We start from the raw sequence: 23,010 nt of genomic DNA, 5'->3' as shown, positions 1-23,010 counted from the left end.
TCGGCCTCGTCGCGCTCGGCTGGCAGAGCGCGCCCGGCGCGAAAGAGGCCGCCGCAGCGCCGATCATCGCTGGCGTGTCCAACACGGCGGCGCTCGGCCAAGTGCTCTACACGAAATATTTCCTGTTCTTCCAGGCTTCGGCGCTGGTGCTGCTCACCGCCATGATCGGCGCGATCGTGCTGACGCTGCATCACCGTCCCGGCGTCAAGCGTCAGAAGATCGAGGAGCAGAACGCGCGCACGCGCGACAATGTCATCGAGATCAAGAAAGTGCCCTCGCGGGCGGGCGTCTGAGGGGATCGCAGCAATGGTCGTCGACCTCACCCATTATCTCGTCGTCTCGGCGATCGTGTTCACGCTCGGCGTCGCCGGCATCATCCTCAACCGCAAGAACATCATCATCATCTTGATGTCGGTCGAGCTGATCCTCCTCGCAGTGAACATCAACCTCGTGGCCTTCTCGGCCTCGCTCGGCGATCTGACCGGCCAGGTCTTCGCTCTGTTCATCCTCACGGTGGCGGCGGCGGAGGCGGCCATCGGCCTCGCCATTCTCGTCACCTATTTCCGCAACCGCGGCACGATCGCGGTCGAGGACATCAACTCTCTGAAGGGCTGAGCGCCGATGATCCAAGCAATCGTCTTTCTGCCGCTCATCGGCTTTCTCATCGCGGGCATTTTCGGACGGCGCATCGGCGCGCGCGCGTCCGAGCTCGTGACGACGACGCTGCTGTTCATCGCCTGCGGCTTTTCCTGGATCGAGTTTTTCGATGTCGCGCTCGGCCATGGCCATGCGAGCGCGCCGGTGCTCGCCAATTGGTTCACCTCGGGCAAGCTCAGCGTCGATTGGGCCTTGCGCGTCGACTCGCTGACCGCGGTGATGCTCGTCGTCGTCACCAGCGTCTCCGCTCTCGTGCATTTCTACTCGATCGGATACATGCACGAAGATCCGGATCGTCCGCGCTTCTTCGCCTATCTGTCGCTCTTCACCTTCGCCATGCTGTCGCTGGTGACGGCCGATAATCTCGTGCAGATGTTCTTCGGCTGGGAGGGCGTCGGTCTCGCCTCCTACCTCCTCATCGGCTTCTGGTATCAGAAGCCTTCGGCCAACGCCGCGGCCATCAAGGCCTTCGTCGTCAACCGCGTCGGCGATTTCGGCTTCGCGCTCGGCATTTTCCTCATCTTCCAGCTCACGCAATCCTTGAGCTTCGAGCAGGTGTTCGCCGCGGTTCCCGGCATAGCGGGCCATAAGATTCATGTGTTCGGCGCCGATTTCGACGCGCTGACGCTGGCGACCTTCCTGCTCTTCATCGGCGCGATGGGCAAATCCGCGCAATTCCTGCTGCACACCTGGCTGCCGGACGCGATGGAAGGCCCGACCCCGGTCTCCGCGCTCATCCATGCCGCGACAATGGTGACCGCGGGCGTGTTCATGGTCGCGCGCCTGTCGCCGATCTTCGAATATGCGCCGGACACGCTCGCTTTCGTCACGCTGATCGGCGCGATCACCGCCTTTTTCGCAGCGACGATCGGCCTCGTGCAGAACGACATCAAGCGCGTCATCGCCTATTCGACCTGCTCGCAGCTCGGCTATATGTTCGTGGCGGAAGGCGTCGGCGCCTATTCGCTCGGCGTGTTCCATCTCTTCACCCACGCCTTCTTCAAGGCGCTGCTGTTCCTGGGCGCCGGCTCGGTCATCCATGCGATGCATCACGAGCAGGACATGCGGAACATGGGTGGGCTGTGGAACAAGATTCCCTTCACCTTCGCCATGATGACGATCGGCACTCTGGCGCTGACCGGCGTCGGCATTCCGGGGACGGAGTTCGGCTTCGCCGGCTTCTTCTCCAAGGACGCCATCATCGAGGCGGCCTTCGCCGCCGGCGAGCATCGCAGCGTCGCTTATCTCGCCTTCGTCTCGACGGTGGTCGCGGCGGGCCTCACCTCCTTCTATTCCTGGCGTCTCGTCTTCATGACCTTCTTCGGCAAAGCGAAGGAGTCGCATGCGGACGCTCATGCCGCGCATGGCCACGACGATCACGCGCATGCGGACGCCCATGGCCACGACGATCATGCCCATGACGATCATGGCCACGGCCATCATGCGCCGCACGAGTCGCCGATCGTCATGCTGGTCCCGCTCGCTGTTCTGGCGGTGGGCGCGGTGGCGGCGGGCGCCGTGTTCATGGGCGATTTCGCCGGCCATGGCTATGACGAGTTCTGGAAGGGCGCGCTCTATACCGGCCACGACAATCACATTCTCCATGCCATGCATGAGATCCCGCATTGGGTGTCCTATGCCGCGACGGTGATGATGATCCTCGGCTTCCTCGGCGCTTTCTTCGTCTATCAGCTGGCGCCGGGCACGGCGCAGAAGATCGCGCACGCCTTCCCGCGGCTCTACCGCTTCCTGCTCAACAAATGGTATTTCGACGAGCTCTATGACGCGATCTTCGTGCGTCCCGCCTTCGCGCTCGGTCGGCTACTGTGGAAGGGCGGCGACGGCCGCATCATCGACGGGCTCGGCCCCGACGGCATTGCGGCGCGCGTCGTCGACGGCGCTCGCCTCGCGGTGAAGCTGCAGACCGGCTATGTCTATCACTACGCCTTCGCCATGCTGATCGGCGTCGCGGCGGTCGTCACCTGGTTCGTCGCAGGAGGTCTGCGCTGATGTTCGGCTTCGGCATTCTCACCGGCCTCACTTTTCTGCCGCTGGTCGGCGCGGCCTTCATCCTCACGCTGAAGGGCGAGAGCGAGGCGACGCTTCGCAACGCCAAATGGGCGGCGCTGCTGACGACGATCGTCGTCTTCCTGCTTTCGCTCGTCGTCTGGGGGCGTTTCGACACGGCGAGCGCCGCTTTCCAACTCGTCGAGGAGAGGGCCTGGTTCGGCGCCGGCCTCACCTATAAAATGGGCGTGGACGGCTTCTCCATTCCCTTCGTGCTGCTGACGACCTTCCTGACGCCCTTCGCCATTCTCGCCTCCTGGGAGTCGGTGAAGTTTCGGCTGAAGGAATATCTCGTCGCCTTCCTCGTCCTGGAGACGTTGATGATCGGCGTGTTCTGCGCGCTCGATCTCGTGCTCTTCTATCTCTTCTTCGAGGGCGGCCTCATTCCGATGTTCCTCATCATCGGCATTTGGGGCGGCAAGCGGCGCGTCTATGCGAGCTTCAAATTCTTCCTCTACACGCTCGCCGGCTCGCTGCTGATGCTCATCGCCATTCTGGCGATCTACGGCAAGACGGGCACGACGGACATCGCCATTCTGCTCGAGACGAAATTCCCGCCGTCGATGCAGATCTGGCTGTGGCTCGCCTTCTTCGCCTCTTTCGCGGTGAAGATGCCGATGTGGCCGGTCCACACTTGGCTACCGGACGCCCACGTCGAGGCGCCGACCGCGGGCTCGGTGATCCTGGCGGCGATCCTTCTGAAAATGGGCGGCTATGGCTTCATCCGCTTTTCGCTGCCCATGTTCCCGGACGCGTCGGCCTATTTCGCGCCGCTCGTCTATGCGCTGTCGGTGATCGCGGTCATCTACACCTCGCTGGTCGCGCTGGTGCAGGAGGACATAAAGAAGCTCATCGCCTATTCGTCGATAGCGCATATGGGCTTCGTCACAATGGGCCTGTTCACGCTGACGACGCAGGGCGTGCAGGGCGCCATGTTCCTGATGATCTCGCATGGCTTCGTCTCCGGCGCGCTCTTCCTCTGCGTCGGCGTCATCTATGACCGCATGCATACGCGCGAGATCGCGGCCTATGGCGGCCTCGTCAATCGCATGCCGCTCTACGCCGTGACCTTCATGATCTTCACCATGGCGAATGTCGGCCTGCCGGGCACGTCCGGCTTCGTCGGCGAGTTTCTGACGCTCACCGGGGCGTTCGTCGCCAATAGCTGGGTGGCGTTGTTCGCGACCTCGGGCGTCGTGCTGTCGGCGGCTTACGCGCTGTATCTCTACCGTCGCGTGGTCTTCGGCGCGCTCGAGAAGCCGTCGCTGCAGACGATCAGCGATCTCTCGGCGCGAGAGCTCGTCCTGTTCGTGCCGCTGATCGCGCTCACCCTCTATTACGGCGTGCGGCCGCAGCCGATCATCGACGCCTCGGCGGCCGCCGTCGCCAATCTCCTGCAATCTCACACGGCCCTGGCCAATGCGGCGCATGTCGTCGCCCAGGCCGCTCAATGATCGGTCGCTGACGATGTCGTTCTCAACCGCCCTCGCGCATCACTTCCTGCCGGAAACCATCCTCGCCCTCGGCGTATTGGCGCTGATCCTCATCGGCGCCTGGCGCGGGACGCGCGCCTTCGACCTCGTCAACGAGCTCGCGGCGGGGCTGCTCGGCCTCGCCATTCTGGCGCTGTTCTTCGGCCAGACCTCGGAAGCCTCGCTCTTCGAGGGCGCCTTCGTCGATGACGCTTTCGCGCGCTTCGTCAAAGTGCTGACGCTGGTCGGCTCGCTCGTCACCATATTGATGTCGCGCGATTATCTGCAGCGCGCCAAGCTCGGCAATTTCGAGTTTCCGGTGCTGGTGGTGCTGTCGACGATCGGCATGCTGCTGCTCGTCTCGGCGGATAATCTCATCGCGCTCTATCTCGGCATAGAGCTGATGTCGCTGGCGCTCTATGTCGTCGCCGCCTTCGATCGCGACGACGCCCGCGCCTCGGAAGCCGGCCTCAAATATTTCGTGCTCGGCGCTCTCTCCTCCGGCATGCTGCTCTATGGCGCCTCGCTGCTCTACGGCTTCTCGGGGACCATCTCCTTCGACGGCATCGCCAAGGCGATCACTGGCGCGCCGCCGCTCGGCGTGATCTTCGGCCTCGTCTTCGTGCTGGCCGGCCTCGCCTTCAAAATGTCCGCCGCGCCTTTCCATATGTGGACGCCGGACGTCTATGAGGGCGCGCCGACGCCGGTCACCGCCTTCTTCGCCTCGGCTCCGAAAATGGCCGCCGTGGCGATCACCGCGCGCATCATCTTCACGGCCTTTCCGGGCATTGTCGGGCAGTGGCAGCAGATCGTGATCTTCCTCGCCATCGCCTCCATGCTGCTCGGCTCCTTTGCGGCGATCGGCCAGACCAGCATCAAGCGCCTCATGGCCTATTCCTCGATCGGCCATATGGGCTTCGCCCTGGTCGGCCTCGCCGCGGGCAATGAGGCGGGCGTGCGCGGCGTCGCCATCTATCTCGCCATTTATCTGGTGATGACGCTCGGCGCCTTCGCCGCCATTTTGCAGATGCGCGTCGAGGGTCGTCCGGTCGAGAAGATCAGCGATCTCTCGGGCCTCTCCCGCAATAATGGGACGGCGGCCTTCTTCCTCGCCATGCTGATGTTCTCGCTCGCGGGCGTGCCGCCGCTCGCCGGCTTCTTCGCGAAATATTACGTGCTGCTGGCGGCGGTGGACGCCGGGCTCTATCCGCTCGCCATCGTCGGCGTGCTGGCGAGCGCGATCTCCGCCTTCTATTATCTGCGCGTCGTCAAGGTGATCTATTTCGACGAGCCGGCTCCGGCCTTCGACCAATCGCCTCTGTCGCTGCGCGCGGTGCTCGCGGTTTCGACCGTGTTCCTGCTCGGCTTCTGGGTCTATCCGGCCCCCGTGGTGGAGGCCGCGACGGCTGCCGCCAAGTCGTTGTTCTGAGCCCGATGGAGGGCGCGAGGCTCGGCGACCACGCGCTCTCGCGCGGGGTCCGTCTCGAGATTTACGACGAAATCGACTCGACCAATGACGAAGCCAAGCGTCGCGCCGAGGCGGGCGACGCCGGTCCCTTGTGGATCGTCGCCGCGCGCCAGACCAAGGGCCGCGGCCGCCTCGGCCGCAGCTGGAGCTCGATGAGCGGAAATCTCCATGCGAGCCTGCTCGTCTCCGGCTTTGGGCCGGCGGCGCTCGCGCCGCAGCTCGGCTTCGCGGCCGGGCTCGCGACGATCGGCGCATTGATCGAGGCGACTGGCGCGGTCGATCGGCTCGCGTTGAAATGGCCGAATGACGTTCTGCTCGACGGCGAAAAGCTGGCGGGCATTCTTCTTGAGGGCGTCCAGCCTGCGGGGCAGGGGGCGCCCTTCGGCTGCGTCATCGGCATAGGGGTCAATTGCGTCGCCGCGCCGGCCGATCTGCCTTATCCGGCGAGCGATTTGTCGCGTTTGGGCGGCCCTGCGGCCGGCGCGCTCTTTGCTTTGCTCTCCGATAAAATGGTGGAGGCGCTCGCTCTCTGGGCGGGCGGCTCCGGCTTCGCCGCGCTTCGCGAGCGCTGGCTCGGCCATGCGGCGGGATTGGGCGGGGAGATCGAGGCGCGTCTTCCACGCGAGACGGTCTCCGGACTATTCGAGACCATAGACGCCGACGGACGCCTGATTATTTCCACCCGCAGCGGCCGTCGCGCCATAGAAGCGGGAGATATCTTCTTGCCGGCCCTCGCGGCGGCCCGGCCCGAGCCGGAGCGTGGCCGATGAACGAGGAAGTGAGCGAATTCGTCTTTGCCCCTTTGGGCGGTCTCGGCGAGATCGGCATGAACGCCGCTCTCTATGGTTTCGGCCCGCCCAAGACGCGCAAATGGCTGATGGTCGATTGCGGCCTCGCCTTTCCCGGCCCGGAGCTGCCGGGCGTCGATCTGCTGATGCCGGACGTCACTTTCGTCGAGAAGATCCGCCGCGATCTCGTCGGGCTGGTGATCACCCACGCCCATGAGGACCACATCGGAGCGCTCTCCTTCCTCTGGCCCAAGCTCGGCTGCACCGTCTATGCGACGCGTTTCGCCGCGAGCCTGCTGGAGGCGCGCCGTCTGCAGGAGGCGGGCGCGCCCAATATCAAGGTCGTCACCGTGGCGACGGGCCAGCGTCTCGATATCGGTCCCTTCGACGTCGAATTCGTCGCCGTCGCGCATTCGATCCCGGAGGCCAATGCGCTCGCGATCCGCACGCCGCTCGGCCTCGCCATTCATACGGGCGACTGGAAGATCGACCCCGAGCCCGGCGTCGGCCATCGCATCGACGCGGCGCGGCTGACCGCTCTCGGCGACGAGGGCGTCGACGCGCTGATCTGCGACTCCACCAATATTTTGCGCGAGGGCGACAGCTTCTCCGAGAGCGATGTGGCGCAGACGCTGCGCAAGCTCATCGGCGACGCCAAGGAGCGCGTGCTGGTGACGACCTTCGCCTCCAATGTCGCGCGCATCCGCGCCGTGGCGGAGGCGGCGCAGGCGGCAGGACGCAGCGTCGTCGTCGCCGGCCGCGCCATGGAGCGCGTCATTCAGGTCTCGCGCGAATGCGGCTTTCTCGACGGCCTGCCGCCATTTCTCTCGCTCGACATGTTCACGGCCCTGCCGCGCGACAAGATCGTGGTGCTGGCGACCGGCAGTCAGGGCGAGCCGCGCGCCGCAATGGCCCGCGTCGCCGAGAAAGAGCATCCGGTCATCAAGCTCGTCTCCGGCGATACGGTCATCTTCTCCTCGCGCGCCATTCCGGGCAACACGCGCGAAGTGCATCGCGTCGTCAACAAGCTCTGCGACCAGGGCGTCGAGGTCATCACCGATCATGACCATCTCGTCCATTGCTCCGGCCATCCGCGTCGCGGCGAAGTCGCGCAGCTCTATGATTGGGTGCGGCCGCGCATATCGGTGCCGGCGCATGGCGAGGGGCATCATCTTTCCGTCCATGCGGCATTCGCCAAGGCGCGCGGGGTGGAGCGCACCATCGGCGCCCGCAATGGCGACATTGTGCGGCTGTTTCCGGGGGAGCCCGGCGTGGTCGGCAAGGCGCCGACGGGGCGCCTGCTCAAGGACGGCGACGTGCTCGTCTCGGAGGATGACGGCGCCGTGCGCGAGCGCGCGCGGCTGAGCTTCTCCGGCGTGGTGTCGCTGGCGCTCGCCATCGACAAGCGCGGCGATCTCGTCGGCGATCCCGATGTGCTGATCTCCGGCCTGCCCAAGAAGGGCCGCGACGGGGTGGATATGGGCGAGGTGGTGGATGACGCCATCTTCCGCACCTTCGACAATCTGCCACGGCCGAAGCGGCGGGATTTCGACGCCGCGGCGACGGCGGTCGAGCGCGCCGTGCGAGCCAGCGTCAATGCGGTGTGGGGCAAGAAACCGCAAGTGCATGTATTGATCATCGAGGCGTGATGACGCATTTAGGTCTCTGGAGAAATTTCAGGGAAACGTCATGATCGGACGCTTGAATCATGTGGCCATCGCCGTCTCGGACCTCGCGGCGGCGACGGCGACATATAAAAATACGCTCGGCGCCAAGGTCTCCGAGCCGGAGTCTCTTCCCGAGCACGGCGTCACGGTCGTCTTCGTCGAGCTGCCCAACACCAAGATCGAGCTGCTGCAGCCGCTCGGCGAAGGATCGCCGATCGCCGGCTTCGTCGCCAAAAATCCGGCCGGCGGAATTCATCATCTCTGCTATGAGGTGGATGATATTCTAACGGCGCGCGACCAGCTGAAAGCCTCCGGCGCGCGCGTGCTGGGCGATGGCGAGCCGAAGATCGGCGCCCATGGCAAGCCGGTGCTCTTCCTGCATCCGAAGGATTTCAACGGGGCCTTGGTCGAGCTCGAGCAGGCCTGAATGAGCGAGGGCCAACAGGCCCGGCGCGAGGTCGAGGAGCGCGGATTTTGCCATTTACGACGCCGCTCGCCGTAGCGATCTACCTCACGATATGGTGGATCGTGCTGTTCGCGATCCTTCCTTTCGGCGTCCGCTCCTCGGAAGAGGAGGACGACACGCCGACGGGAGGGGATCCGGGCGCGCCCGTGGCCCCCAAGCTGTGGATCAAGGCTGTTGTGACGACGATCGTCTCGGCGATCTTGTTCTGGCTCTTCGTGCTCTATGTGAAATGGATGGCCTGAGGAGCGATCCGCTCGAGCCGGGGTTGACCGGCCCCTCGCCAACAGGTAGGGGTCGAGCCGCCGGGGTCACGACGAACCGCGCGGGCTCGCCCTGCGATTCGAAGCGGCATTCCAGCGAGCGCGTAGCTCAGTCGGTAGAGCATCTGACTTTTAATCAGAGGGTCATGGGTTCGAGTCCCATCGCGCTCACCACAATAGCAAAGACATAGAGATCCGCCCCGCTGGGGCGTCGCCGCCACTCTCGGCTGGCCTCGTCGAAGCGTCCCAGACGAGGGGAGGATCGGCCGCCGCCGTAGCAGCGAAATGGCCATCCCCCGAATCGCTTCGGCTCGAGGCCGTCACATCCCTTCGGCGAGCGTGACTCTCGCCTTTCGCGTCTGCTGCCGATGAGACATCGCCTCTCCTGCAATCGGACGAGGGTATGGAAGTCGGCGTCCCGCTTCACTTGGACCGAGTGTTTCGGCTCTGATGGCGTTGATTTTCAACAAGGTGGTCCGGGCTCGCGCTGATTGACGCGCTTCTGTCGGGTCGTGATGATGTCTGAGACGACATTATTACGGATTCTCAGATGGCTTTACTGCGGACAGGACGACGATGGCGCGCTCGCGGAACATTCGCGGGCTCGATCGTCTGCCTGTTCGTGATCAAAAGCTTGTTTCTTGCCCTTTCTCCTGCATTCGTCATGCATGTCGTCGGCGGCGACCAGCTCGGCGCGTCATCGCCGCCGATCGTCGCGGCTTGCGGGACGCAGAGCGCCGACAAAGCCCCGGCCGACGAGCGCGGAGATCATTCGGTCTGCTGCATTCTCTGCAACGCCGGAGCGCGTGACGCGACGGCCGACGCCATCCCCGACACGGGGGCCATGCTTCGATTCATCCCGGCGGATTCCACCGCGTCGATGGTCTTTTTCCTGGCTCGCGTCACTTCAGAGCGACCATCGGGTTGGATTACATCCTGGTCGTCGCGAGCGCCGCCGCGCATCTGATCTTCAGACGATTCACAGCCTGCTGAAGATGACGCGCCGACGCGTGTCTGTCCTCCGAACGATTTCGACGGTCGGCTCGATTTCATCGAGCCTGTCCGATTCATTCGAGAATTCGACTTTTTTTATTCGAGGCATGAAACAATGAGATTGCTTTTTCTTTTGTCGACGAGCGCTTCGGCGTTCGCGGTCGGCGCCGCGCTCGCGGCCGATCTTCCATTGCGTGAGGTCACGCCAATTCTCCCGCTTCCGAAATGGGAGGGCTTCTATGGAGGCCTCGATATAGGGGGCGTCGCGGCGAGCGCCGGTCCGATCGTCTATACGACCGCTCCGGCGGTCACAGGAAAATTCCTCACCGATCCGGCAATGTGGCAGGCGCGCGCGCCATTCTGGGCGACGCAGAATGGGGCGTTGGCCGGTGGCGACGAAGGCGGCTTCCTCGGCGGTTTTCAGATCGGCTACAATTATCGAAGCGAATATCTCGGCCGGATCATCGCCGGCGTCGAAGCCGATTTCCAGGGGCTCGCCGTCGGAGGCCGCAGCGGCAGCCTCGCGACCTTCTCGCGCAACTTGCTCGCCAATGGCGACAGCCTCGTCAATTCCGCGAGCGGATCGTCTTCGTTGCAATATCTCGGCACGGTTCGCGCGCGTCTCGGCTATCTCACGGATCCGACCTTATTCGTCTACGCCACGGGCGGCTTCGCTTTCGGAGGAGTCGAGAACAAGCTCGCATTGTCGTCTCTCTACGCCAATGCTGCTGGCCTCCCCATACAGAATGCGATCGGCAATCTCGCCAATCTGACTCCGCAAACCGGCTGGACTGCCGGCGCCGGCGTCGAATGGATGTTCATGCCCGATTGGAGCCTCAAGGCGGAATATCTCTATTTCTCCCTGGGTGGCGGAAAAGTCCGCACCGCGTCGGAAGCCTATCCACTCCTCGCGAATGCGTTCGGCGGCGCCAATGGGGTCCCCGCGGACTGGACCAGTTCGGTCGTCTCATCGCCGCGCATGAGTGGAAGCATCGCCCGCATCGGCATCAACTACCATTTCGTTTCGAATGTCGCCGCCGCCGGACATGGAGGCGGCGACGCGGGCGGAGCGCATGACGCAACGGGCGACGGCGACGCCTCCGATGCGCGCGACGGCGATACCGAAGGAATGCAGAAAGGCGGCGAGAGTCATGCGGGCGCCGGCGCTCGTTCGGGACATCATGGCGCGGGCGGCATGCATGGCGGAAAAAGCAAAGGCGCGAGCCATGTCGCCGGCGCCTCGGCCGGCGGACACAAAGGGGCTGGCGGCGCGAAGGAGGGACATGGCGGGGAGCATAAGGGCAATGTCCATACGGTCGTGCCGGCGGGCGTTTACGGCGCGCATATGGTCGGCGCCGGAGAGGCGCGCTTCGCCTATACGCCGAGCTATTCCGTCATGCGGGATGATTACATCGGAACCACGAAGATCGCGCCCTATCAGGTGACGCAGATTCCCTGGGTTCCCAATAGCGTCTTCGCTTTGCCGAATTTCTTCGCGGCCAATCCGACGCGAACGCTACGAAACGCTCCCGACAATATGAAAATGCAGATGCATATGTTCCATGGAATGTTCGGAGTGACGGACTGGTTCAATGTCATGATCATGGGATCTCTGTCCGACAGAAACATGAGCATGACAGTTTTCAAGGGACCGAATGGATCGATTCCACTCGGCCCGACCAATTCCGCCACCCAGGGCTGGGGCGACACGATGGTCCAGGGACTCGTCCGCCTCTACCAGGACGACATTCACCATCTACATGTGAACCTCGGCCTAAGCCTGCCGACCGGAAGCATTTCCGAGGAGATCATTCATATGCATCCCTCGGGAGTGTTCTTCCAGAAGCGCGCCTATTACGGATTGCAGCTCGGAACGGGAACCTATGACGGATTGTTCGGCTTCACCTACAGGGGAAAGCTCGACGCTTGGTCATGGGGCCTCGTCTATCGGGGACGCGCCGCGCTCGGCGAAAATCAGTCCGGCTATCTCAGGGGATTGTCGAACGAGATCTCGGCGTGGGGCGCTTACGACATCGTGCAGGGTCTCGCAGCGACGGGCCGCGTCGCCGCCACGGTATGGGACCGCATCTATGGTCACGATGTGCTGATCTGGGGCGCGCAGCAAGGAACCGTTCCCGACTATCAGGGCGGCGAGCGCGTCAAGCTTCTCGGAGGCTTCGAATATCTCCTGAAGTCGGAAGGCATGAAGCCGGTCCGGATCGCGGTCGAGGCGGGCGCTCCCGTCTATCAACGATTGAACGGCCCACAGATCGGGCAACAATGGGAGCTCAACACGGCGTTGAATTTCGGTTTTTGACGAAACACGGCGTGAGCTCGACGTCGCCAGGCGGCGGCGAGCATGAGTTCGGCGAGGGATCGAAGGGCGCGACGACCGGCCTGACGGAAATGCAGCGTCGCCGCTTCCACGAGACAAAATGACGCTGCGTGTCCCGCGAGCGGGCGACATCTATGCAGGTGCGAGGTCGAGGATCGCTCTGCGCGGCCTCGCCTAACGCGCGCAACTCATCGCTCCTCGTTCTGTTGCAACCAGACGACCCATGATCTCAAAGGGAACAAAAATGAAAAAGCCCATTCGAGCGGCGGTCGCCGCTCTCACGCTGATCCTCTTCGGCTCTGTCGGGCATTTCTCGCTCGCGCAGACCGCCGCGCCCATGGAGCATGACGGCAAGGGCGGCGGCCATCACGGCGACCACGCCGGCCCCTCGTCCGACGGGGCGTTTCACAAGCGCTTCGACGATGCGGCCAAATGGGCGAAAAAATTCGACGATCCAGAGCGCGACGCCTGGCAGAAGCCGGAGAAGGTCGTCGACGCGCTGCATCTCGACCGCGCCGCGCGCGTGGCGGATATCGGAGCCGGCACCGGCTATTTCAGCGTCAGAATCGCCAAGCGCATTCCGAACGGCAAGCTCTATTCCGCCGATGTCGAGCCCGATATGGTGACCTATCTCGGCGAGCGGGCCAAGCGCGAGCGCCTCGCCAATCTCACGCCCGTACAATCGAGTGCGGACAAGGCCAATCTTCCCGAGCCCGTCGATCTCGCTCTCGTCGTCGACACCTATCATCACATTGGAAATCGCACGCAATATTTCTCTGCGCTCAAATCGTCGCTGCGGCCGAAGGGACGACTGGCGATCGTCGACTTCAAGGCCGACTCGCCGGACGGCCCGCCCGTGGAACACCGAATACCGCCCGAGCAAGTGACGAAGGAACTGGAAGCCGCCGGCTATTCGCTGGTCGAGAAGCACGATTTCCTGCCGCGGCAATATTTCCTCGTCTATCAGAAGCGCGACTGATGGGCGCGCCTTTCGAGCCCGCCGCCGAGGGCCGCGCGCCCGGCGGCGAGCGGGGACGGCCGGAGCGCAAGCTGCTGGGCTTTTCCGGCGCGGTCGCGCTGGTCATCGCCAACACCGTCGGAACGGGGGTCTTCACGACCTCCGGCTTCGCTCTGGCGGATCTCGGAGAGCCGGCTTTCGTCATGCTCTCCTGGCTGATGGGCGGCGTCTATGCGCTCGCCGGCGTCGTGGTCTACTCCGATCTCGCCGCCAAATATCCAGAGTCGGGCGGCGAATACGTCTTCCTGCGAAATACTCTGCATCCTGCGCTGGGCTCTGTGGCGGGATGGATTTCCCTCGTCGCGGGATTCACCACGCCGATCGCCGCGGCCGCTCTCGGCGCGCAGCTCTATCTGGCGCGCGCCGGCGGTCCCGGCGCGGCGACGCCATGGGTCGCCACGCTCATCGTGATCTGCCTCGGCCTGCTCCACGCCGGCGCGCCCGCCAAGGGCGTCGCATTGCAAAATTTCGCGGTCCTGATCAAGGTCGGCGCGATCGTCGCGTTCATCGCTTTCGGCGCCCCCACGGCGGGCGCGGCGATCGCGGCCGCGCCGCCGCTTTCGCTCGAAGCCTTTCAGCCCCTGGCCTTCGCCGGATCGCTCGTGTGGATATCCTATGCCTATTCGGGCTGGAACGCCGCGGTCTATGTCACGGGAGATATCGCCGGCGGCGGCCGCACGGTGGAACGCGCGCTCTATTCGGGGACGCTTCTCGTCATCGGACTCTACCTCGGCGTGAGCGCGGTGATCCTCTATGGCGCGCCTCCGGGACAAATCCGCGGCGTCGCCGAATCCGGCGCGCTCGCGGCGTTGGCGATCGGCGGTCCGCGCGCGGAGCAGGCTTTGAGCGCGCTCATCGCGCTCGCGCTCGTCACCTCGGCGTCGTCCATGCTGCTGAGCGGACCGCGCGTCTATGCGAGAATGGCGCGGGACGGCGCGCTTCCGGCCGCATTCGGCCGACTGCATGGCGATCATCCGCGCTTTGCCATACTGGCGCAGACGGCGTTCAGCCTCATCGTCATTTGGAGCGCAGGACTTCGCGATCTCCTGGAATTCGCCGGCGTCACGCTGAGTCTTTCGGCAGGAGCTGTCGTCATCGGATGGCTTCGACAAGCGATGCGTCATGGCCTCGCGCCGGGGAAGCTTCCCGAGCTATGCGCCGCCATCGTGTTTCTGACGACGACGACAGGCATCATGATCTCCGCTCTGATGATGCGGCCGGCCTCGGCGATTGCCGCCGCCGTGCTGATCGGCGTCGGCCTTTTGGCTTATGCGCTGAGCCGTCCGAGGACGGCGAATTAGCCTGGGCGTGTTCTTCGCTGCGGTGAAGACGACAGGAGGCGGGGGCGTTGCGCGTCACGGCGGGAGGTGCTAGAACAAAAAAAGAACATCGCGTGAATTGTGGACAAGGCGGCGGAACGTCTTCGCGCTCGCGCGTTTCGGACTAAGGTGCCGCGAGCATCATCAAGGCGGAGAGGATCATGGCGGGCAGCGTCAACAAGGTCATATTGGTCGGCAATCTCGGGCGTGACCCTGAAGTGCGCACGCTGCCCTCGGGCGACCGCGTCGTCTCTTTCTCCGTGGCGACGACGGAATCCTGGCGCGACCGCAACACAGGCGAGCGCAAGGACCGCACGGAGTGGCACAATGTGTCGATCTTCAACGAGAATTTGGGGAAGATCGCCGAGCAATATTGCCGCAAGGGCTCCAAGATCTATCTCGAGGGCCAGCTGCAGACGCGCGAATATCAGGACAAGGACGGCATTCAGCGCCGCGCGACCGATGTGGTGCTGCAGCGTTTCCGCGGCGAGCTGACTCTGCTCGACAGCAAGGGCGGCGGCCGCGGCGAGGGCGATTATGAAGGCGGCGGCGGCTCCTATCAGTCGAGCGGCGGCGGCTCCAGCTTCGGCCGCTCCTCGCCGATGGAACGCCCGCCCGCCGAGCGCTCCCCGGCGCCGGCCGGCGGCGGACGTTTGTCGGAGCAGCTCGACGACGATATTCCGTTCTGAGTCCGGAGGGAGATCGCGAGCCCTCGATGAAGGGCGGGGTCTGTTCCCTCCCCCGCGAAGCGGGGGAGGGCCGGGGAGGGGGCGCTCGAAATCTCTATGAGCTCCGCGAGCGCAGCCCATTCGTCCGGAACTCCCGCGACTGCGTCCGCGCGCCCTTCTGGCCTATGCGGCGGCCTTCGCCGCCCTTGCCGGTTCCAACCGGTTGCCAGCCCGGCACGAGATGATGCTTGCCGGGGCCGATGAGATCGGCGCGGCCCATGGCTTTCAGCGCCTCGCGCAGCACAGGCCAATTCTCGGGATCGTGATAGCGCAGAAAGGCCTTGTGCAGGCGGCGCTGGCGCAGGCCCTTCACGGCGTCGACCTTTTCCGACGCGCCGCGGCGCACCGGCTTCAGCGGATTGAAGCCCGAATGATACATGGCCGTCGACAGCGCCATGGGCGATGGCAGATAGGTCTGCACCTGATCGGCGCGATAGCCGTTCTTTTTCAGCCACAGCGCCAGATTCAACATATCCTCGTCGCTCGTGCCCGGATGCGCGGCGATGAAATAGGGGATGAGGAAATATTGCTTCTTGGCCGCCTGCGCCGCCGCGTCGAACAGACGCTTGAAGCGGTCGTATGAGCCAATGCCGGGCTTCATCATCTTGGAGAGCGGGCCGCTCTCCGTATGTTCGGGCGCGATTTTGAGATAGCCGCCGACATGATGCTCGACCAGCTCGCGCACATAGGCCGGGCTCTTCACCGCGAGATCATAGCGCACGCCCGAGGCCACCATCACTTTCTTGACGCCGGGAATTGCGCGCGCCTTACGATAGAGCTGGATCAGCGAGTCGTGGCTGGTCTCGAGATTCTTGCAAATATCCGGATAGACGCAGGAGGGCCGCCGGCACAGCGCCTCGGTCTCGCGATCCTTGCAGGCGAGGCGATACATATTCGCCGTCGGCCCGCCAATGTCGGAGATGATGCCGGTGAAACCTTCGGTCTTGTCGCGGATCGTCTCGATCTCTTTGAGGATCGAGCCTTCCGAGCGCGATTGAATGATGCGCCCCTCATGCTCGGTGATGGAGCAGAAGGAGCAGCCGCCGAAGCAGCCGCGCATGATCGTCACCGAATGACGGATCATCTCCCATGCAGGGATAGGCTGCGTGTAGGACGGATGCGGCGCGCGCGCAAAGGGCAGATCATAGACGCCATCCATCTCCGCCATGGTCAGCGGAATGGGCGGCGCGGTGAGCCAAATATCGCGCGTTCCATGACGCTGCGTCAGCGGCCGCGCATTGCCCGGATTGCTCTCCCGATGCAGCACGCGCGAGGCGCGGGCGTAGGATTCGGGGTCATTGGCGACCTGCTCGAAAGCGGGCAGGCGTATGACGACAGTCTCGCTCTGCGCGTCCTTGCGCATGCGGCCTTCGTCGGGCTCGTCAATGTCCTCGGCCGAGGCCTCGATCCAGTCCTCGGGCGTCGCGTCGCGCGTGAAGGCGACGCCGCGGATATCGGAGAAATCCTGCGCCATGCCGCGCTTGGCGATGCGATGCGCGACCTCGACCAGCGCGCGCTCGGCATTGCCATAGAGCAGCAGATCGGCCTTGGCGTCGAAGAGGATGGAGCGGCGGACCTTGTCCGACCAATAGTCGTAATGGGCGATGCGCCGCAGCGAGGCCTCTATGCCGCCGAGCACAATGGGCGCATCGGGGAACGCCTCGCGGCAGCGCTGGGCGTAGACGATGACGGCGCGATCCGGCCTTTTGCCGTCTTCGCCGCCGGGCGTGTAGGAATCATTGTGCCGCAGCCGCCGGTCGGAGGTGTAGCGGTTCACCATCGAATCCATATTGCCGCTGGTGACGCCGAAGAAGAGATTGGGCTTGCCGAGCGCGCGGAAGGCGGAGGCGTCGCGCCAATCCGGCTGCGCGATAATGCCCACGCGAAAGCCCTGCGCCTCCAAGAGGCGGCCGATGATGGCCATGCCGAAGCTCGGATGGTCGATATAGGCGTCGCCGGTGACGAGGATGATGTCGCAGCTGTCCCAGCCGAGCGTCTCCATTTCGGCGCGCGACATGGGCAGAAATGGCGCGACGCCGAAGCGATGCGCCCAATGCTTGCGATAGGAGAACAGCGGCTTGGCCGCGCCTCGGGTTTCGGCGGCTTTCGTCATGGTCTCGTGAATATCATGGAAGGCGGGCCGGATGCGAGGATGCGCTGCGGCAGGATTCGCCTTTCATTCGTCGGCGATCGACAGCGAAGCTTCGAAATCCTGTCCGCCGTAAAAAACGCCGACGATTGTCACGACTTCGGCTTCGACGGCAAAAGCGATCGTCACGCGCCGACGAAAGCCGATCGTCCGCAGGCCCGGCCGTAAATCGTCACGACATGTCCCGCGCTCGGGGAAGCTGCGGAGATTTTCGCAATAATCGACGAATCGCGCCGGTGAAACGCTCGGCCGCCGACGGCGTCGCCCGCTCGGCGATCCAGCGATAGATGGCGAGGAGCTGCGCCTCGGCTTCGGGCGAGAAAATGACGTTATAGGACCCCGTCACCGGGTCGTCTTCGTCGCCCGCTCATGCTCGGCCGCCAGCGCCGCGCGAACATCGGCGGGAGATCGTCCGCGCGATGGGTCAGTCTTCATCCTGTCATAGGCCGGCGCGACCTCCTGCGCCAGCCAATTCTCGACCGCGCGGTCGCGCGCCAGCAGGGCGCGAAGGCCGTCGCGAATGACCTCGCTTTCGCTGGCGTATTCTCCAGACGACACCTTCGCCTTGACCATTTGCGCCATTTCGGTCGGCAGCGTCACGCTGAATTGCTGGGTGCTCCGCATTGGCTTCCCCTGATAATGTCCAATAGGATTTAACACCATCAGCGGCCGCGCGTCGAGGTGGAGGCGGCCCCGGCATCGGCTATACGATCTTCGCGAACGCCGCCGCTCCGGCCTTGCCGGGCGGCTCGCGCTCGGTCTGCGGCGCGCGCAGCGCCTCGGCGAGCGCGCCTTGCGGATCGGCGGCGCCTTCGAAGATCGCCTCGACGCATTTGACGCAGAGCGTCACCTTCGCATCGGCCAGGCGGTAGAAGACCTGCTTGGCGGCGCGGCGCGTCTCCACCAGCTCGGCGCGGCGCAGCTCGGCGAGCTGCTGGCTCAGCGCCGGCTGCTGAATCGCCGTCGCGGCCTCGATCTCGCCGACGGTGTGCTCGCCGGCGAGGAGATAGGACAGGATCATCAGCCGCTGCGGCTGCGCGAAAATCTTCAGCCTTTCGGCGGCCTCATTGGCGCGCTCGCGCGATTCGTAGAGTGCGGTCATTTGCCTGAATCTTTGCAAGTCCGATAGAACCAGCCGTTGGTCGCGTCTGGCGCGAGCGCCTCTTGCGCGACGCTGGTCGGCGGCAGCAGAAGATCGCCGCCGGGCGTCCAGCCCTCCGGCGTCATCACCTCGCCGGAGGCGGCCTTTTTCAGCGCAGTGACGAGGCGCAGCATCTCCTCCACCGAACGGCCGACCGTCAGCGGATACCAGGTGAGCGCCCGCACGATTCCCTCCGGGTCGATGTAATAGGTCGCGCGCATCGCAGAGGAATCTCGGGCGGTCTCGTCCAACATTCCATAGGCGCGACCAATGGTCATCGTCGGATCCTCGACGATGGGGAAGGGGACGGTGACGCCGAAAAGGTCGCGGATCGCCCGCACCCAGGCGAGATGCGAATAGAGGCTGTCGACCGAAAGCCCCAGCAGCGCGCAGCCCACCTCCTCGAATCGCGGCGCGGCGCGGGCGAGCGCCACGAATTCGCTGGTGCAGACCGGCGTGAAATCCGCCGGATGCGAGAAGAAGATCAGCCAGCGGCCGCGGAACTGATCGAGACGAATGTCGCCGCCAGTGGAGCGCGCCTGAAAAACCGGCGCGAGATCGCCGACGCGCAGCGCCCGCGCGGCCGTCGTCGGAGCCGAAGTCGGTTCTTTTTCCATGGCTTTCAAATGCCCCCATTCCTCGCTTGACACAAGCAGACTATACGATTACATAAATCATGTAATCATGAAATTAAATGGGAGGTTGCCATGACGGATGCAGCGCTCGAGCGGGCCAGGGAGCAGATCCTCGCCGCCGCGAAACGGCCGTCGATTCAGGTCGAGACCTTCTTCGACGAGCCGACTTTTACAGCGTCTCACGTCGTCTACGATCCAGCGACGCGCCATGCCGCGATCGTCGACAGCGTGCTGAATTTCGATGCGGCGTCCGGCCGCACCTCGACCAAGGGCGCAGATCAGATCATCGCTTACGTGAATCATGAAAGTCTGATGATCGACTGGCTGCTGGAAACCCACGCCCATGCCGATCATCTCTCGGCGGCTCCCTATCTCCAGACCAAGCTCGGCGGCAGGCTGGCCATCGGCCGCGAGATCACCACGGTTCAAAACGTCTTCGGCAAGGTCTTCAACTTCGGGACGGAGTTCGCCCGCGACGGCTCGCAGTTCGATCATTTGTTCGACGACGGCGAGACTTTCGCGATCGGCGAGATTCCGGCGATCACGCTGCATGTGCCCGGCCATACGCCGGCCGATGTCGCCTATGTGATCGGCGATGCGGCCTTTGTCGGCGACACGCTGTTCATGCCCGACTATGGCACGGCGCGCGCCGATTTTCCGGGCGGCGACGCCCGCGCGCTCTATCGCTCCATCCGCCGGCTGATGGCGCTGCCGGACGAGACGCGGCTGTTCCTCTGCCACGACTACAAAGCGCCGAACCGCGACGCTTACGCCTGGGAGACGACGGTCGGCGCCGAGCGCAAGGGCAATGTCCATGTGCATGACGGAATCGGCGAGGACGAATTCGTCGAGATGCGCACGCATCGCGATGCGACGCTCGATCTGCCGCATCTGATCCTGCCGTCCGTGCAGGTGAATGTGCGCGGCGGTCGCCTTCCGCCGGCCGAGGACAATGGCGCGCGCTATCTGAAGCTCCCCTTGGACGTCTTCTGATGACGCTCGCCGCTTCCATGGCGCAGGGCCTCGCCGGCGGGCTGATAATCGGCGCGAGCGCGTCGATCATGCTGCTCGCCGCGGGGCGCATCGCCGGCGTCAGCGGCCTCTTCGCCCGCACGATCGGCCTCACCAAGGCCTGCGGGCCGGATGGTCTGGCGGCGGGCTTCGTTGTCGGCCTGCCGCTCGGCGCGGGGGCGCTCGTTCTTCTAACGGGGCCGATCGAGATGCGCTTTCCGCCGCTGGCGATGTTGCTAATCGGCGGGCTGCTCGTCGGCTATGGCGCGCGGCTCGGCTCCGGCTGCACCAGCGGCCATGGCGTCTGCGGCCTGTCGCGACTCTCGAAGCGCTCGCTCGTCGCGACGGGAGTGTTCATGAGCGTCGCGGCGGCGACTGTGGCGGCGATGAATGCGGCGGGGCTCGCATGGTGAAAAGCTCCACTCTCCTCGGCCTTCTCAGCGGCGTCATCTTCGGCCTCGGCCTAGCGGTCTCCGGCATGGCGAATCCGGCGCGCGTGCGCGGCTTTCTCGATGTCTTCGGCGCTTTCGATCCGACGCTCGCTTTCGTGATGATCGGCGCGCTCATACCAATGGCGATCGCTTGGCGCGTCATGCGCCGGCTGGAGCGCCCGCTCGCCGCAGATAGCTTCGATCTGCCGCCGACCTCGCCGATCGACGCGCGCCTCGTTACGGGCGCGGCGATCTTCGGTCTCGGATGGGGCGTCGCCGGCCTTTGTCCCGGTCCAGCGCTCGCCGATCTCGCCCTCGCGCCGCTCGCTGTCGCGCCCTTCGTCGCGGCCATGGCGCTCGGAATGGTTCTGCAGCGCGTCACCGCGCAAAAAATGCGAAAGCCCAAGCGCTCGAACGAAAGGCACGAGTCATGACCAGGAATGTCGGAACATTAGACCGCATTTTCCGTCTCGCCATCGTCGCCGCCATTGCATTGGCCTATTGGATCGGCGCGCTCTCTGGCGGCCTCGCCATCGCGCTCGGCGTCGTCGCGATCATCGCCTTTGCGACCAGCCTCGTCTCCTTCTGCCCCGCCTATCGTCTCTTTGGAATCTCGACCTGCAAGCGCGTCTGAACCGACGCGCTCCGCCGGCCGAAGCTTCTCCCCGACACACACCTAAAAAAGCGAACAAAAAAAGAGGAACGCGCCGTCATGAGCTTCACGAAATTATCGTCCGTTTTCTCCGCTTCGCCGCAGATTTCCGAAGCCGATGTCGAGCGCGCCGCGAGCGACGGGTTTCGTCTCATCGTCGATTGTCGTCCCGACAATGAGGAGCAGGGCCAGCCCAATTTCCACGACGTCGCCGAATGGGCGGCAAAGCATGGTCTTTCGGCGAAGCATGTTCCGGTGACGCCCTCGAACATAGACGACGCTTCCGTCGCCGATTTCGCCGGCGCGCTCGCGACTGCGGGCGGTGCCGCGCTCGGCTATTGCAAGAGCGGCAGGCGCGCGAGCGCATTATGGGCGCTGTCTCAGGCCATGCCGCTCGGCGCCGAGACGGTGCTTTCCGCGGCGAAAGAGGTCGGCGTCGATCTCGAGCCGTGGAAGACGCGCATTATCGCGCGTGGCGGCGCGCCGGCCGGCGATCGTGGTCCTGGCTCCTATGATGTGGTGATCGTCGGCGGCGGCAGCGGCGGCGTCGCCGCGGCGGCGAGCCTTTTGAAGCGTCGGCCTTCGCTCTCCATCGCCATCGTCGAGCCGGCCGAGTTTCACTATTATCAGCCCGGCTTCACCCTCGTCGGCGCCGGCGTGTTCAAGCCGGAAGTGACGAAGCGTCCGATGGCCTCGGTCATCCCCGACAAGGCCGTCTGGATCAAGAAATCCGTCGCCGAATTCGCGCCCGATTCCGATGAGGTCGTTCTCGACGACGGCTCGCGGCTGCGCTATCGCGCGCTCGTCGCCTCGCCCGGCATAAAGCTCGATTGGGACGCCATTCCCGGTCTCGTCGAAACGCTCGGCCGCAATGGCGTCACCTCCAATTATCGCGCCGATCTCGCGCCCTACACGCATTTCCTCGCGCAGACTCTGCGCGGCGGACGCGCATTGTTCACGCAGCCGCCGATTCCGATCAAATGCGCGGGCGCGCCGCAAAAGGCGATGTATCTCTCCTGCGACGCATGGCGCCGCGCCGGCGCGCTTTCCAACATCGAGGTCGAGTTCCACAATGCCGGCTCCGTGCTGTTCGGCGTGCCGGCCTATGTGCCGGCGCTGATGGAATATGTGAAGCGTTACGGCATCGATCTGCGCCTCGAATCCAAGCTCGTCGCCGTCGACGGCCCCGCCAAGATCGCAACCTTCGAGGAGAAGGACGCCAATGGCGCCGTCCTGCGCGTGCAGCGAGATTTCGCGATGATGCACGCCGTGCCGCCGCAGCGCGCGCCTGATTTCGTCGCCAAAAGTCCGCTGGCCGCGGAGAGCGGCTTCATCGCCGTCGATCCAGAGTCGCTGCGCCATACGCGCTACGGCAATGTCTTCGCGCTCGGCGACGCCATAGCGACGACCAACGCCAAGACGGCGGCCGCCGCGCGCAAGCAGGCGCCGGTCGTCGCCATCAATGTGCTCTCGGTTCTCGACGGCAAGGCGCCGCATGTCGGCTATGACGGCTATGGCTCCTGCCCGCTCACGGTGGAGCGCGGCAAGATCGTGCTCGCCGAGTTCGGCTATGGCGGCAAGCTGCTGCCGAGCTTCCCCAAATGGCTGATCGACGGCGCGCGTCCGTCGCGCGCGGCGTGGTTCCTGAAGGAGCGGCTGCTGCCGCCGATCTATTGGCGCGCGATGCTCAAGGGCCAGGAATGGCTCTGCGCGCCGCATATGATCGAAAAGGGCGAGCAGCCCGCAGAATGAC

23 protein-coding genes and 1 tRNA gene are annotated in these 23,010 nt (G+C 64.6%); 19 read left to right on the top strand and 5 right to left on the bottom strand.

Annotated features, from left to right (window positions below; genetic code table 11):
- The 14 genes from A1351_RS20395 to ssb all read left to right on the top strand — a co-directional run.
- A partial coding sequence (locus tag A1351_RS20395) for an NADH-quinone oxidoreductase subunit J (RefSeq protein ID WP_198162458.1) occupies positions 1-293 on the top strand: 293 nt, incomplete at its 5' end.
- Positions 294-306: 13 nt separating this feature from the next.
- Positions 307-615, top strand: a complete 309-nt coding sequence (gene nuoK, locus A1351_RS20390) for an NADH-quinone oxidoreductase subunit NuoK (protein WP_018265958.1) — start codon at positions 307-309, stop codon at positions 613-615.
- 6 nt (positions 616-621) lie between these two features.
- Complete coding sequence (nuoL, locus tag A1351_RS20385; RefSeq protein ID WP_024879555.1) at positions 622-2,667, top strand: NADH-quinone oxidoreductase subunit L; 2,046 nt, start codon at positions 622-624, stop codon at positions 2,665-2,667.
- Positions 2,667-4,178: an NADH-quinone oxidoreductase subunit M gene (locus A1351_RS20380; RefSeq protein WP_024879556.1), complete on the top strand. Its 1,512-nt coding sequence runs from the start codon at positions 2,667-2,669 to the stop codon at positions 4,176-4,178. The genes nuoL and A1351_RS20380 overlap by 1 nt, the downstream gene beginning before the upstream one ends.
- Before the next feature lie 13 nt (positions 4,179-4,191).
- A complete protein-coding gene (nuoN, locus tag A1351_RS20375; protein WP_064033781.1) occupies positions 4,192-5,625 on the top strand; it encodes an NADH-quinone oxidoreductase subunit NuoN in 1,434 nt (477 codons plus the stop codon).
- A gap of 5 nt (positions 5,626-5,630) precedes the next feature.
- Positions 5,631-6,434: a biotin--[acetyl-CoA-carboxylase] ligase gene (locus A1351_RS20370; protein ID WP_024879558.1), complete on the top strand. Its 804-nt coding sequence runs from the start codon at positions 5,631-5,633 to the stop codon at positions 6,432-6,434.
- Positions 6,431-8,101 (top strand): ribonuclease J, encoded by a 1,671-nt coding sequence (locus A1351_RS20365; protein WP_064033776.1) that lies wholly within the window; start codon positions 6,431-6,433, stop codon positions 8,099-8,101. Before A1351_RS20370 ends, A1351_RS20365 begins: the two co-directional genes overlap by 4 nt.
- 40 nt (positions 8,102-8,141) lie before the next feature.
- On the top strand, positions 8,142-8,546 hold the full coding sequence (gene mce / locus A1351_RS20360; protein WP_024879560.1) for a methylmalonyl-CoA epimerase: 405 nt from the start codon (positions 8,142-8,144) through the stop codon (positions 8,544-8,546).
- Between the two features lie 47 nt (positions 8,547-8,593).
- Entirely contained in the window at positions 8,594-8,827 is a 234-nt protein-coding gene (locus A1351_RS20355) for a DUF1467 family protein (RefSeq protein WP_024879561.1), read from the top strand.
- A gap of 116 nt (positions 8,828-8,943) precedes the next feature.
- Positions 8,944-9,019, top strand: a tRNA-Lys gene (locus tag A1351_RS20350).
- Positions 9,020-9,953: 934 nt separating this feature from the next.
- A complete protein-coding gene (locus tag A1351_RS20340; protein ID WP_064033774.1) occupies positions 9,954-12,155 on the top strand; it encodes an outer membrane protein in 2,202 nt (733 codons plus the stop codon).
- A 262-nt stretch (positions 12,156-12,417) separates the two neighbouring features.
- The gene (locus A1351_RS20335; protein ID WP_024879579.1) at positions 12,418-13,152 is read left to right on the top strand and encodes a class I SAM-dependent methyltransferase; all 735 of its coding nucleotides are present in this window, start codon (positions 12,418-12,420) and stop codon (positions 13,150-13,152) included.
- Complete coding sequence (locus tag A1351_RS20330; protein WP_024879580.1) at positions 13,152-14,492, top strand: APC family permease; 1,341 nt, start codon at positions 13,152-13,154, stop codon at positions 14,490-14,492. The genes A1351_RS20335 and A1351_RS20330 overlap by 1 nt, the downstream gene beginning before the upstream one ends.
- A 179-nt stretch (positions 14,493-14,671) precedes the next feature.
- A complete protein-coding gene (ssb, locus tag A1351_RS20325) occupies positions 14,672-15,199 on the top strand; it encodes a single-stranded DNA-binding protein (RefSeq protein ID WP_024879581.1) in 528 nt (175 codons plus the stop codon).
- A gap of 94 nt (positions 15,200-15,293) precedes the next feature.
- Here the strand turns inward: ssb and A1351_RS20320 are convergent, their stop codons facing one another.
- From A1351_RS20320 to A1351_RS20300, 5 genes are all read right to left on the bottom strand, one after another.
- Positions 15,294-17,351 carry a YgiQ family radical SAM protein gene (locus A1351_RS20320; protein ID WP_157096411.1) on the bottom strand — a complete coding sequence of 686 codons (2,058 nt, stop codon included), beginning with the start codon at positions 17,349-17,351 and terminating at the stop codon, positions 15,294-15,296.
- 208 nt (positions 17,352-17,559) lie between these two features.
- Positions 17,560-17,733 (bottom strand): type II toxin-antitoxin system RelE/ParE family toxin, encoded by a 174-nt coding sequence (locus A1351_RS26300; protein WP_371441514.1) that lies wholly within the window; start codon positions 17,731-17,733, stop codon positions 17,560-17,562.
- A complete protein-coding gene (locus A1351_RS20310) occupies positions 17,730-18,011 on the bottom strand; it encodes a type II toxin-antitoxin system ParD family antitoxin (protein ID WP_024879583.1) in 282 nt (93 codons plus the stop codon). Before A1351_RS20310 ends, A1351_RS26300 begins: the two co-directional genes overlap by 4 nt.
- A gap of 79 nt (positions 18,012-18,090) precedes the next feature.
- Positions 18,091-18,489: a helix-turn-helix transcriptional regulator gene (locus A1351_RS20305; RefSeq protein WP_024879584.1), complete on the bottom strand. Its 399-nt coding sequence runs from the start codon at positions 18,487-18,489 to the stop codon at positions 18,091-18,093.
- A complete protein-coding gene (locus A1351_RS20300) occupies positions 18,486-19,145 on the bottom strand; it encodes a peroxiredoxin (protein ID WP_024879585.1) in 660 nt (219 codons plus the stop codon). Before A1351_RS20300 ends, A1351_RS20305 begins: the two co-directional genes overlap by 4 nt.
- Positions 19,146-19,235: 90 nt before the next feature.
- Between A1351_RS20300 and A1351_RS20295 the strand changes: the two genes are divergently transcribed.
- The 5 genes from A1351_RS20295 to A1351_RS20275 all read left to right on the top strand — a co-directional run bounded on the left by A1351_RS20295 (position 19,236) and on the right by A1351_RS20275 (position 23,009).
- The gene (locus A1351_RS20295) at positions 19,236-20,156 is read left to right on the top strand and encodes an MBL fold metallo-hydrolase (protein ID WP_064033773.1); all 921 of its coding nucleotides are present in this window, start codon (positions 19,236-19,238) and stop codon (positions 20,154-20,156) included.
- Positions 20,156-20,587: a YeeE/YedE family protein gene (locus A1351_RS20290; RefSeq protein WP_024879587.1), complete on the top strand. Its 432-nt coding sequence runs from the start codon at positions 20,156-20,158 to the stop codon at positions 20,585-20,587. The genes A1351_RS20295 and A1351_RS20290 overlap by 1 nt, the downstream gene beginning before the upstream one ends.
- Complete coding sequence (locus tag A1351_RS20285; protein WP_036290797.1) at positions 20,581-21,039, top strand: YeeE/YedE family protein; 459 nt, start codon at positions 20,581-20,583, stop codon at positions 21,037-21,039. The genes A1351_RS20290 and A1351_RS20285 overlap by 7 nt, the downstream gene beginning before the upstream one ends.
- A complete protein-coding gene (locus A1351_RS20280; protein ID WP_026598405.1) occupies positions 21,036-21,239 on the top strand; it encodes a DUF2892 domain-containing protein in 204 nt (67 codons plus the stop codon). The genes A1351_RS20285 and A1351_RS20280 overlap by 4 nt, the downstream gene beginning before the upstream one ends.
- Positions 21,240-21,317: 78 nt before the next feature.
- Positions 21,318-23,009, top strand: a complete 1,692-nt coding sequence (locus tag A1351_RS20275; RefSeq protein WP_064033772.1) for a bifunctional protein tyrosine phosphatase family protein/NAD(P)/FAD-dependent oxidoreductase — start codon at positions 21,318-21,320, stop codon at positions 23,007-23,009.
- Position 23,010 lies beyond the last annotated feature (1 nt).

The sequence above is a fragment of the Methylosinus sp. R-45379 genome, assembly GCF_001644125.1.
Taxonomy (GTDB): Bacteria; Pseudomonadota; Alphaproteobacteria; order Rhizobiales; family Beijerinckiaceae; genus Methylosinus.
This window is presented reverse-complemented; position numbering and strand designations above follow the sequence as displayed.

What these genes read in the sequence shown, in the direction of transcription:
- nuoK (WP_018265958.1), top strand. Translation starts at nt 307, where the DNA reads ATGGTCGTCGACCTCACCCATTATCTCGTCGTCTCGGCGATCGTGTTC.
- nuoL (WP_024879555.1), top strand. Translation starts at nt 622, where the DNA reads ATGATCCAAGCAATCGTCTTTCTGCCGCTCATCGGCTTTCTCATCGCG.
- A1351_RS20380 (WP_024879556.1), top strand. Translation starts at nt 2,667, where the DNA reads ATGTTCGGCTTCGGCATTCTCACCGGCCTCACTTTTCTGCCGCTGGTC.
- nuoN (WP_064033781.1), top strand. Translation starts at nt 4,192, where the DNA reads ATGTCGTTCTCAACCGCCCTCGCGCATCACTTCCTGCCGGAAACCATC.
- A1351_RS20370 (WP_024879558.1), top strand. Translation starts at nt 5,631, where the DNA reads ATGGAGGGCGCGAGGCTCGGCGACCACGCGCTCTCGCGCGGGGTCCGT.
- A1351_RS20365 (WP_064033776.1), top strand. Translation starts at nt 6,431, where the DNA reads ATGAACGAGGAAGTGAGCGAATTCGTCTTTGCCCCTTTGGGCGGTCTC.
- mce (WP_024879560.1), top strand. Translation starts at nt 8,142, where the DNA reads ATGATCGGACGCTTGAATCATGTGGCCATCGCCGTCTCGGACCTCGCG.
- A1351_RS20340 (WP_064033774.1), top strand. Translation starts at nt 9,954, where the DNA reads ATGAGATTGCTTTTTCTTTTGTCGACGAGCGCTTCGGCGTTCGCGGTC.
- A1351_RS20335 (WP_024879579.1), top strand. Translation starts at nt 12,418, where the DNA reads ATGAAAAAGCCCATTCGAGCGGCGGTCGCCGCTCTCACGCTGATCCTC.
- A1351_RS20330 (WP_024879580.1), top strand. Translation starts at nt 13,152, where the DNA reads ATGGGCGCGCCTTTCGAGCCCGCCGCCGAGGGCCGCGCGCCCGGCGGC.
- ssb (WP_024879581.1), top strand. Translation starts at nt 14,672, where the DNA reads ATGGCGGGCAGCGTCAACAAGGTCATATTGGTCGGCAATCTCGGGCGT.
- A1351_RS20320 (WP_157096411.1), bottom strand. Translation starts at nt 17,351, where the DNA reads ATGACGAAAGCCGCCGAAACCCGAGGCGCGGCCAAGCCGCTGTTCTCC.
- A1351_RS20310 (WP_024879583.1), bottom strand. Translation starts at nt 18,011, where the DNA reads ATGCGGAGCACCCAGCAATTCAGCGTGACGCTGCCGACCGAAATGGCG.
- A1351_RS20305 (WP_024879584.1), bottom strand. Translation starts at nt 18,489, where the DNA reads ATGACCGCACTCTACGAATCGCGCGAGCGCGCCAATGAGGCCGCCGAA.
- A1351_RS20300 (WP_024879585.1), bottom strand. Translation starts at nt 19,145, where the DNA reads ATGGAAAAAGAACCGACTTCGGCTCCGACGACGGCCGCGCGGGCGCTG.
- A1351_RS20295 (WP_064033773.1), top strand. Translation starts at nt 19,236, where the DNA reads ATGACGGATGCAGCGCTCGAGCGGGCCAGGGAGCAGATCCTCGCCGCC.
- A1351_RS20290 (WP_024879587.1), top strand. Translation starts at nt 20,156, where the DNA reads ATGACGCTCGCCGCTTCCATGGCGCAGGGCCTCGCCGGCGGGCTGATA.
- A1351_RS20285 (WP_036290797.1), top strand. Translation starts at nt 20,581, where the DNA reads ATGGTGAAAAGCTCCACTCTCCTCGGCCTTCTCAGCGGCGTCATCTTC.
- A1351_RS20280 (WP_026598405.1), top strand. Translation starts at nt 21,036, where the DNA reads ATGACCAGGAATGTCGGAACATTAGACCGCATTTTCCGTCTCGCCATC.
- A1351_RS20275 (WP_064033772.1), top strand. Translation starts at nt 21,318, where the DNA reads ATGAGCTTCACGAAATTATCGTCCGTTTTCTCCGCTTCGCCGCAGATT.